The 9,655-nt window shown below is 41.6% G+C and carries 11 protein-coding genes and 1 pseudogene; 2 read left to right on the top strand and 10 right to left on the bottom strand.

Annotated elements, in window-relative coordinates; genetic code table 11:
* Nucleotides 1-5: 5 nt before the first annotated feature.
* From ASL19_RS08990 to tyrS, 6 genes are all read right to left on the bottom strand, one after another.
* The gene (locus tag ASL19_RS08990) at nt 6-329 is read right to left on the bottom strand and encodes a hypothetical protein (RefSeq protein WP_057178072.1); all 324 of its coding nucleotides are present in this window, start codon (nt 327-329) and stop codon (nt 6-8) included.
* Nucleotides 322-627: a hypothetical protein gene (locus ASL19_RS08985; protein WP_057178071.1), complete on the bottom strand. Its 306-nt coding sequence runs from the start codon at nt 625-627 to the stop codon at nt 322-324. Before ASL19_RS08985 ends, ASL19_RS08990 begins: the two co-directional genes overlap by 8 nt.
* Entirely contained in the window at nt 620-946 is a 327-nt protein-coding gene (locus tag ASL19_RS08980; RefSeq protein WP_057178070.1) for a hypothetical protein, read from the bottom strand. The genes ASL19_RS08985 and ASL19_RS08980 overlap by 8 nt, the downstream gene beginning before the upstream one ends.
* 81 nt (nt 947-1,027) lie before the next feature.
* Nucleotides 1,028-1,612, bottom strand: coding sequence for a hypothetical protein (locus ASL19_RS08975; protein WP_006278484.1), 585 nt, complete (start codon nt 1,610-1,612; stop codon nt 1,028-1,030).
* A 107-nt stretch (nt 1,613-1,719) separates the two neighbouring features.
* A complete protein-coding gene (gene pyrF / locus ASL19_RS08970; protein ID WP_057178069.1) occupies nt 1,720-2,451 on the bottom strand; it encodes an orotidine-5'-phosphate decarboxylase in 732 nt (243 codons plus the stop codon).
* A 33-nt stretch (nt 2,452-2,484) separates the two neighbouring features.
* The gene (gene tyrS, locus ASL19_RS08965) at nt 2,485-3,681 is read right to left on the bottom strand and encodes a tyrosine--tRNA ligase (RefSeq protein WP_006278486.1); all 1,197 of its coding nucleotides are present in this window, start codon (nt 3,679-3,681) and stop codon (nt 2,485-2,487) included.
* 108 nt (nt 3,682-3,789) lie between these two features.
* Between tyrS and ASL19_RS08960 the strand changes: the two genes are divergently transcribed.
* Nucleotides 3,790-5,712 carry a transglycosylase domain-containing protein gene (locus ASL19_RS08960; protein WP_057178068.1) on the top strand — a complete coding sequence of 641 codons (1,923 nt, stop codon included), beginning with the start codon at nt 3,790-3,792 and terminating at the stop codon, nt 5,710-5,712.
* 24 nt (nt 5,713-5,736) lie between these two features.
* Here ASL19_RS08960 and ASL19_RS08955 read toward each other — a convergent pair whose 3' ends face one another.
* Complete coding sequence (locus ASL19_RS08955) at nt 5,737-6,060, bottom strand: DUF1825 family protein (protein WP_057178067.1); 324 nt, start codon at nt 6,058-6,060, stop codon at nt 5,737-5,739.
* A gap of 120 nt (nt 6,061-6,180) precedes the next feature.
* On the bottom strand, nt 6,181-6,588 hold the full coding sequence (locus tag ASL19_RS08950) for a universal stress protein (RefSeq protein WP_006278489.1): 408 nt from the start codon (nt 6,586-6,588) through the stop codon (nt 6,181-6,183).
* A gap of 88 nt (nt 6,589-6,676) precedes the next feature.
* On the opposite strand from ASL19_RS08950, the gene pgk reads away from it, so the two are divergent.
* Nucleotides 6,677-7,879 carry a phosphoglycerate kinase gene (gene pgk / locus ASL19_RS08945; protein WP_057178066.1) on the top strand — a complete coding sequence of 401 codons (1,203 nt, stop codon included), beginning with the start codon at nt 6,677-6,679 and terminating at the stop codon, nt 7,877-7,879.
* Nucleotides 7,880-7,951: 72 nt separating this feature from the next.
* Here pgk and ASL19_RS08940 read toward each other — a convergent pair whose 3' ends face one another.
* Both ASL19_RS08940 and ASL19_RS08935 read right to left on the bottom strand, forming a co-directional pair.
* The gene (locus tag ASL19_RS08940) at nt 7,952-8,728 is read right to left on the bottom strand and encodes a hypothetical protein (RefSeq protein ID WP_057178065.1); all 777 of its coding nucleotides are present in this window, start codon (nt 8,726-8,728) and stop codon (nt 7,952-7,954) included.
* Between the two features lie 196 nt (nt 8,729-8,924).
* A pseudogene (locus ASL19_RS08935) lies at nt 8,925-9,655 on the bottom strand (hypothetical protein); the annotation flags it as partial.

Genomic DNA, 9,655 nt, shown 5'->3' with positions numbered 1-9,655 from the left:
ATTACTCATAACTTCCCCCAGTGTGGAAGATTTTGGAGAATATCTAAAATGCGACGATTTTCAGTTTGCAAACCCCTCACATCCAGTTGTATTTCTCTTACTTCTGATTGCATCTCCCTAATTTCTGATTGCATTTCTCTAGTGTCTGATCGCATTTCTCTAATTTCTAACTGTATCTCTCTCATTTCTGTAACCATACTGTCAAAGTTACGCTGCATTACTTCAAAATTACGCTGATGTATAGCCACTGTTTCTAGAAGTGCGCTCACAGCTAGTCTAATATCAATCAGTTGGTTTTCCATGCTATCCATCCGTTCTTGATTACTCATAATTTCCCCCAGGTGGAAGATTTTGGAGAATATCTAAAATGCGACGATTTTCAGTTTGTAAACCCCTCACATCTAGTTGTATTTCTCTTACTTCTGATTGCATCTCTCTAATTTCTGATTGCATCTCCCTAATTTCTGATTGCATCTCTCTCATTTCTATAACCACACTGTCGAAGTTACGCTGCATCACCTCAAAGTTGCGCTGATGTATAGCCACTGTTTCTAGAAGTGCGCTCACAGCTAATCTAATATCAATCAGTTGGTTTTCCATGCTATCCATCCGTTCTTGATTACTCATAATTTCCCCCAGGTGGAAGATTTTGGAGAATATCTAAAATGCGACGATTTTCAGTTTGTAAACCCCTCACATCTAGTTGTATTTCTCTTACTTCTGATTGCATCTCCCTAATTTCTAACTGGATCTCTCTCATTTCTGATTGCATTTCTCTCATTTCTGATTGCATCTGTCTCATTTCTACAACCACATTGTCAAAGTTACGCTGCATCACCTCAAAGTTGCGCTGATATATAACAGATGTTTCTAGAAGTGCGCTCACAGCTAATCTAATATCAATCAGTTGGTTTTCCATGTTATCTATCCGTTCTTGATTGCTCATAAAAAACTAAAACTAGCTAAATTCTGTTCTTGGTTCAGGATTTTTGGGCGATCGCAAAATATATTAACAATCTAACATTAGTTAACTTCTTAAACTTCCTGCTTGACAGTCTCGTAACCACAATTTAACAGCTTGCGCAATAACTCCATTACTACTATTTCTAGGTGGGGATATAACTGATTTTAATGGATATTCACCTGCTTGGCTAAACATCATTACCAATCGCCAACCTGATGGAGTTTTGGTCACAAATAACCAGTGGAACTGTTGTAACTCTATTGATTTTTCCTTGCTATATTGTCGTTCTAACGTAGTAAAAAATAGCTGTTCCACACCTTTGGATACATAACTGGAATCCGTATTAATATTAGGATTTAAAGGTAAAGATTTAAACTCAGATCTCCCCGCTACCATAACATAGGGATAAAGGTCAACACCTAGACCAAGACGACGAGAACGTTGGGTCACCCGATTGGCATAACTAGGTAAATCAAGCATTAACTGAGTAGTTAAATTTTCCCAACTCTGTTGAGAACAAGAAGTGGTAAATTTGGTTTTGGATGGGTAGTTTATGGGTTCATAAGCAGTATTTTTAGCGTAGGTAGGAGATAAAAAAACAAATAGGCAGTAATAAAAGGAATAAGGTAGGAAAAATAGTCTATTCACAATCACAACACCCAATAATCATAAATCATCAATGGTTAGTGGTTAGTCATTAAGCTCCTCCGGTTTAGAAAACCGGGGATTTCTCAAAAGTTCATAGATGAACTTTCTCAGCTAGTAGATGATAGATTTTGAATTGAACCTAGTTCCTCACATATCTTTGCCCAGGCGCTCAACGGATCAGTAGCAGCAGTGATAGGTCTGCCAATTACTAAATAATCAGCACCAGATTGTAAAGCTTGCACGGGAGACAAAGAACGTTTTTGGTCATCCTTATTGGCCCACACTGGGCGCACTCCAGGACAAACCAACAAAAAATCTGGTCGACAACTTTCCCGCAGTTGTGCTACCTCCTGGGGAGAACAAACTACCCCATCTAAACCAGCATTTTCAGCCAAGAGTGCCATTTGTAATGCGAATTCAGGCAATTCCAAGGGAATTTTTAAGTCAAAAGCTAAATCTCGTGCTGAAATGCTAGTCAACAAGGTAATGGCAATTAATTTTGGTGGTGCTGCACCACTAGCTCCCTGGAACAATGCGTCCATCGCCCCCATAAGACAATCCTTACCACAAGTTGCGTGAATTGTCAACAAATCCACCCCATAAGTACCAGCAACACGACAAGCACTCCCTACTGTGTTAGGAATGTCGTGAAACTTTAAATCTAGGAAAACTCGCTTCTGGCGGGATTTTAAAACATCCAGAATCCTCGGACCAACGCTGGTAAATAATTCTAAACCAACCTTCCAAAAGGACACGTCTGGTAGCAATTCTATTAATGCGATCGCCTGATCTAAAGTTGGCACATCTAAGGGAACAATAATCCGTTCACTGGCAATCATGGACTTTTACTTGTGATTTATGAGGATGGATAACTATGGAACAATACGAACAAAGTTCTTTTTACCTACTTGTAAAACTTTACCAGATAAATCTCCGGGACCAAAAAAGGTCAAATCCACATCGGTAATCTTTTCACTGTCCAAGCGCACACCACCTTCTTGAATTTTTCTTTTACCTTCCCCTGTGCTTTTGCACAAACCAGAAGCCGAGAGAATATGAGCTAATTTGGCAGGGAATTGAGTGATATTAGCCAAAGAAAACTCCGGTAATACGCCTTCCTTCCCCTTACTTTTTGCCGCCTCCTGGGCCTGATTAGCCTGGATTTCACCATGATATTGGCGGACAATTTCCCAAGCTAAGAACTGTTGGCGGTCTCGTGGATTATCTGGCAAGGTGTCTAAAGGTAAATCCGTCAGTAATTCAAAATACTGAGTCAGCAGATGATCCGGAACACCTTGTAGTTTCTGGTACTTTTGGGAGGGATGTTCCGACAACCCCACATAATTGCCCAGGGACTTAGACATTTTTTGAATACCATCAGTTCCAATTAAAATGGGCAATAGTAAACCAAACTGAGGACGTAAACCAAAATGCCGTTGTAAATCCCGACCTACTGCAATGTTAAATTTCTGATCAGTACCGCCCAATTCTACATCAGATTTAATAGCCACCGAATCAAAACCCTGCATCAAAGGATAGAGGAACTCATGAAGAAAAATAGGATTCTCTTTTTTATAACGTTCGGCAAAACCCTCCTTAGCCAACATCTGACCCACTGTCATGGTTGACAGCAACTCTAATATTTTGGCTAAATCCAAACCGGAAAGCCATTGAGAATTATAATGTACCTCTAATCTCCCAGGTGTGTCAAAATCTAAAATTGGTCTTACCTGTTCAAGATAGGTTTGGGCATTTTGTGACACATCCTCTTCTGTCAGTTGACGACGCACATCTGACTTACCTGTTGGGTCGCCAATTCTAGCAGTAAAATCACCAATAATCAAAACCGCAGTATGACCAGCATCTTGAAAGGCCCGCAGTTTTCTAACTGGGATGCTATGACCCAGATGAATATCCGCACCGGTAGGATCAATACCCAATTTAATTCGCAAAGGATGGTCAGCATTTAATAAACGCTTTTCCAAACTTTCAGTTTCACTATCAGTATCATGGGATTGGGGAAAAATTTCCGCCACACCACGATACAACCAGGAGAAATCTTTAGCCATATAAAGTCATTTTCTATTGTGCCAAACTACTATAATTGCAAAAAATTAACCTCTTTTTTCCATTTCATCAATTACATTTAAATTTATTAGTGAGGAAGTAAAATCGCTGTGTCTTCTAGAACTTTTACAAACAAAAACTCCCAAGAGCATGTTTCGCCTGGCTTTGAATTTTTTAAAGGAGTAGGTCAAGTAGCTGGTGCAACTCTACTATCTGTTACTTTGCTATCCAGCTCTATTATAGCCGGATCCCTGGTGGGACTGGCTATTAGTTTCCGCAATTTACCAGATGTTAGACAGTTACGCAGTTTCTCTCCTACAGAAACCACCTTCATATATGATATTAAAGGTAAGCTTTTAGCCAGTATTCATGGTGAAGCTAACCGTCAAGTTGTCCCCCTAGACAGGATTTCCCCTAATCTTAAACGTGCCGTACTTGCTAGTGAAGATGGTCACTTTTACGGTCACCATGGGATTAATCCCTCCGGTGTGGGAAGGGCCCTGGTAGTTAACTTAGTAGCTGGTGGAGTAAAAGAAGGTGGCTCTACCATCACCATGCAGCTGGTTAAAAACCTGTTTTTGTCCCATAAACGAGCATTTACTCGTAAACTAGCAGAAGCAGTCTTAGCCATTCGTCTAGAACAAATTCTAGAGAAAAATGAAATTTTGGAAATGTACCTCAATCAGGTGTATTGGGGTCACAACAACTATGGTGCCCAAACAGCAGCTCGTACCTATTTTAACAAATCCGCAGAATTTTTAACCTTGGGCGAGTCAGCAATGATGGCTGGCTTAATTCAAGCTCCGGAAGAATTTAGTCCTTTTGTAAGCATGAAAAAGGCTAAACAAAAACAAAGAGAAGTTTTGGGTAGAATGCGTGAACTGGATTGGATTACCTCTAAAGAATATGACCAGGCAATTAATGAGAAAATTACATTAGGTCGAATTAGATCTTTTCAAGGTAGTGCTCTACCCTATATTAGCAACACTGTGGCCCAGGAACTCTCCAGAAGGTTCGGTCGAGATGCACTGCTTAAAGGGGGTATGCGTGTGCAAACTACCGTTGATGCTAAGTTTCAAATCATGGCAGAATCCACTGTAAGTAGATGGCACCAGGATTTACTTGGCAAGGGACTGCGGAAAAACCAAATTGCTTTAGTTGCTATAGATCCACGCACACACTTTGTCAAAGCTTTAGTTGGTGGCGTAGATGCTAAAGCAAGTGAGTTCAATCGTGCAACTCAAGCTCAGAGACAACCTGGGTCTTCTTTTAAACCTTTTGTTTACTATGCCGCCTTTGCTACGGGTAAGTATACACCGGATAGCACCATATTGGATGCTCCTGTGAGTTATCGAGATGGCAATGGTTGGTACTATCCCAGAAACTATGATGGTGGTTTTAGCGGTGCAATGTCTATTCGCACCGCTTTAGCCCAGTCCCGTAACATACCTGTAATTAAACTTGGTAAAAGCATAGGCATGAATAAGGTGGTGGAAACCTGTCGGACTTTGGGTATTATGAGTCCTATGGAGCCAGTAACATCCTTACCTCTTGGTGCAATTGGGGTTACACCACTAGAAATGGCCAGTGCCTACGCTACCTTTGCTAATTATGGATGGCAGTCTCCAGCCACAGTAATAGTACGCATTACTGATAGTAGCGGTAATGTTATATTAGATAATACACCCAAACCTCAGAGAGTTCTGGATTCTTGGGCATCAGCAGCTACCATAGACATTATGCAGTCAGTAGTGACCAGCGGTACAGGTAAAGGAGCAGCATTGGGTAGGCCATCAGCAGGGAAAACAGGAACAACATCCTCAGAAAAAGACATTTGGTATGTGGGTACGGTGCCACAACTGACAACAGCAGTGTGGGTGGGAAGGGATGATAACCTGCAATTATCCAGTGGTGCGACTGGTGGTGGAATGGTTGCCCCTATCTGGCGTGATTTTATGGTGCAAGCCCTAGAAAACGTGCCAGTGGAGAATTTTAAATCACCTTCCCAGTTTCCCCGTCCCAAGTCAAATTAGGAGGAATTGTTAACTATTGACAATCTACACCTGTTTTTCTAGCTCGGTTTTCATGCGCTCCAGAGTCAGATGCATTTGCTCGAACATTTGCTGTGGGGTCACACCAAATTGATTGAGCTGGGTTTTTAGTTGCTCTACTGTCATTTGTGCCATGAAATCCTCTGATAACTCGAACCGCTTCATAAAGACGCGGTAACGGTCCATCATGTTTTCCATTTGTTCAATAAACAGCTTTTTGCCTTCACGGTCAAATTTGCCGTAGTTATTACCAAGCTGAATTAGTGCCTGATAATCTTCAAATAGCTGCTTGGCCTCTTGTTGCACTATCTCAGAGTCAAAGAATCCCATTTTACTTGTATTCAACTGAGCGAATGTATGTGGTAGCTGGAAGTTTTTTCTATCTTAACCTACATTTTAGCCTACAAGAATGGGCTTGATGGAAAGTAAAAATCCAAAATCTACAATTTCCTAGGGGATAACCAGAACTGGACAGGGTGAGAGGTTGATGACCCTTGTGGTCACACTGTCATTGACACCTTCTTGGGTAAGACCTAAACCTCGACAACCCATTACAATCAAATTTGCTCCTACTTCATCTGCTACATCACAAATTGTAAAAGCTGCTTTCCCCTGCTTTTCTAGCACTTCTGGATTAATACCATGGTTAAAAAATAAACTCTGGGCTTCCTGTAAAAGTCCGGCAACCAACTCCGGAGATGCCATTGCTGTGTCATTCGTTTCCTCCAATGATACTTCTTCCACTACTGATAGAATTACTAGGCGGCTATTATACTGTTGGACAATATTAACAACTATGTCCACAGCTTCTCGCGCTTCTCGACTGCCATCAATGGGAAATAGAACAGTTTTAAACATAAATTATCTCCATGCCCCTTAGTCCGGTAAAATCTGGATTGTGATACTTTCAAAACAATAACAAAAACAGAATCAGGAGAGTTTGGCCATGTCAAAAAAAAGTTTAGCAAGTTTATCTGCTGCCGATATTTCTGACAAACGTGCCTTGGTACGAGTTGATTTTAACGTACCCGTGGATGATCAGGGGAATATTACTGATGACACTCGCATTCGGGCCGCCCTCCCTACCATTCAAGATTTAATCAGCAAGGGAGCTAAGGTGATTTTAGCCAGCCACTTTGGTCGCCCCAAGGGTGTGGATGAGAAGTTACGTCTCACTCCCGTTGCCAAACGTCTTTCTGAACTTTTGGGACAAGAGGTGATCAAAACTGATGACTGTATTGGTGATGATGTCACCGCCCAGGTAGCAGCTTTAGAAAAAGGACAAGTGCTATTGCTAGAAAATGTCCGCTTCTATAAAGAAGAGGAAAACAATGATCCAGAATTTGCCCGCCAATTAGCCGCTAATGCTGATTTCTATGTTAATGATGCTTTTGGTACTGCTCACCGGGCCCATGCTTCCACTGAAGGTGTAACTAAGTATTTAAGTCCTTCCGTGGCTGGTTATTTGGTCGAAAAAGAGTTACAATACCTGCAGGGTGCTATTGAAGTTCCTCAACGTCCTTTGGTAGCCATTATTGGTGGGTCTAAGGTTTCTAGTAAAATCGGTGTCATTGAAACCCTGTTAGAAAAGTGCGATAAATTGATTATTGGCGGAGGGATGATTTTTACCTTCTACAAAGCGCGGGGACTAAATGTGGGCAAGTCCTTAGTAGAACAGGACAAATTGGGACTGGCCAGTTCTCTAGAGAAAAAAGCAGCGGAACGTGGTGTGACTTTGTTGTTACCTACGGATATTGTCGCAGCTGATAAATTCGGACCCGATGCTGATGCTGTCACTGTTTCCATTGACCATATCCCCGATGACCGTATGGGTTTAGATATTGGACCTGACTCGGTTAAAGTTTTTCAAGCAGCTCTAGCTGATTGCAAAACCGTTATCTGGAATGGACCTATGGGCGTGTTTGAATTTGACAAGTTTGCTGTCGGTACTGAAGCGATCGCCCAGACTTTAGCAGAAATTAGTAAAACTGGCGCCACAACAATTATTGGTGGTGGTGACTCTGTAGCTGCTGTAGAAAAAGTAGGTTTAGCTGACCAAATGAGCCACATTTCCACTGGTGGCGGTGCTAGTTTAGAATTATTAGAAGGTAAGGTTCTACCCGGTATTGCAGCTTTGGATGAAGCCTAATCATCAGCTTAGCTAACTAATTAGGTTTAAGCTTCCCCGGATAAACGGGGAAGCTAAATAAATTCTCTTAAACTACACGGTCACATTAATTGCCAATAACAAAGGCTGAGTTTCCGCTTGTGGGAATTCAACTGCTAGGATATAGGTTTGGTTGGCACGGGGAAAGTTTAATTCTAAACTGGCTTTGTGACCTTCCTTAGAGAAGGTAGTTACGGATGTGCCATTCCCCTGAATTGTGAAACTTCCTGGAGTTGGTAACTCACCATAAACACGTAACTTCATCGTGGCACCCAAGGAAAGCAATTGTGCTTGAATAGTTAGAGTACCACCGTAACTTTCCCACTGTTGCTCTACGACTGGGTTAGAAAGGGAAATAGATAAAGTTAGACTTTCTAACAATTGTTTAGCAGCTATCAGCGACAAAGCCATTTGTTGACGCGGTTGCAATTTAGAATAGTCTTTGTCAATACTAGGTAGGGTTTCCAAGGTGCTTACGGATCTGTAGGAACTTCTGAGTACTAATCCAGCTAAGTCGCTAATTAAATGATCCTCATCTGGAAACATATCTGACACGGCCTGTATCAATTTAGGTCCCAATGGGATACAGGATGTCACTAGTGATTGACACCTGTCCACTAAGTGTTGAAAAACCTTATCCGGTAACGGAATTGGTAGACGGAGTTGAGATTGCTGTGCCAACCACCCCCAGGCGGGAACTAAAGCAATCCCGATATCTTCGACAAATTCTGGATACTCTACTAACTGACTTTCCCAAGGAAATAAAGGTGGGCGGTTTTGGATTTCGAGTTGTAATCGCCGCTTAAGGACGACTTGAAAACGTTCTTGCACAGTAGGAATTTCTCCTAATTGAAAAGGTTGGGGTTCTCCCCTTAATGATGGCTTACTACTTTACTAAGTAGCAACTTTTTCACAGAGGGTCTTCTACCCGATAAATTCTCCCACACTCCACTGAGAGATTCTTGCCGCTTTGACAAAATTTGCCAAAAAGTGACTTTGATACCAGTATCGTATGAGTTGTAAGTCCTTATTCATAAGCAGATGGAGTGGATCCGGACAATGAATTGCGAATTTCCCATGCTTTTTCTAAAATTTTGAACCACCGTTTTTGCAGCTGGGCCACAGATAATCCCAAGTTTTTAGCTATTGTTTGGTCAGACTCTCCTTGATGTTTTAAATCTAATAAATATCTATCTTTTTCATCTAAATTGCGTATATATAATTCCCACTCATGGGGTGTTAAACCTAAGTTGGTTGGCAGTGACGCTTCTAGCCATTCATGCACTAATTCCCAGCGATGCAAAAGAGAAAATCGCATTAGATGATACTTGAATCGTTGCTGCAAGTAATCTCGTTGGCGTGGAGTTAGGCCCAAAACTGATTCAATCTCCTGGGCTGAAAAGTCCTGAAGTCGCAATGAAAAATACTCCGCACAGTCTAGTTGCTGTTTTTGCTCTAAATAATTCATTAATTCAGTAATCACCACGGAGCGCAAACTACCTTCTTCAATTTCTGGCTCTGGTTGTGTAGCTATAGCAGCCCGCAATTGGGTTAATATAGGCTCGTCCCACGAACGATCAGATTCACCACCACCTGCTTGGGTAGCCTGTTCAATATCAACACTAGTTTCTAGAGGTTGCTGTTGGGAGAAGGTCTGTGCCCTTAAAATTATTAATTGTTGCTGGCGTCCGGGTAATGGAATCCGACGTTTGGCATACCGTTCGGTAAATGCCATATATTCTGCTAACTCTAGGAGAG

This window comes from Cylindrospermopsis sp. CR12, assembly GCF_001432185.1.
Classification (GTDB): Bacteria; Cyanobacteriota; Cyanobacteriia; order Cyanobacteriales; family Nostocaceae; genus Raphidiopsis; species Raphidiopsis raciborskii.
This window is presented reverse-complemented; position numbering and strand designations above follow the sequence as displayed.

Excerpts from the sequence above, each read along its gene's own strand:
- ASL19_RS08990 (WP_057178072.1), bottom strand. The coding sequence starts at position 329 with ATGAGTAATCAAGAACGGATGGATAGCATGGAAAACCAACTGATTGAT.
- ASL19_RS08985 (WP_057178071.1), bottom strand. The coding sequence starts at position 627 with ATGAGTAATCAAGAACGGATGGATAGCATGGAAAACCAACTGATTGAT.
- ASL19_RS08980 (WP_057178070.1), bottom strand. The coding sequence starts at position 946 with ATGAGCAATCAAGAACGGATAGATAACATGGAAAACCAACTGATTGAT.
- pyrF (WP_057178069.1), bottom strand. The coding sequence starts at position 2,451 with ATGATTGCCAGTGAACGGATTATTGTTCCCTTAGATGTGCCAACTTTA.
- tyrS (WP_006278486.1), bottom strand. The coding sequence starts at position 3,681 with ATGGCTAAAGATTTCTCCTGGTTGTATCGTGGTGTGGCGGAAATTTTT.
- ASL19_RS08955 (WP_057178067.1), bottom strand. The coding sequence starts at position 6,060 with ATGGGATTCTTTGACTCTGAGATAGTGCAACAAGAGGCCAAGCAGCTA.
- ASL19_RS08950 (WP_006278489.1), bottom strand. The coding sequence starts at position 6,588 with ATGTTTAAAACTGTTCTATTTCCCATTGATGGCAGTCGAGAAGCGCGA.
- pgk (WP_057178066.1), top strand. The coding sequence starts at position 6,677 with ATGTCAAAAAAAAGTTTAGCAAGTTTATCTGCTGCCGATATTTCTGAC.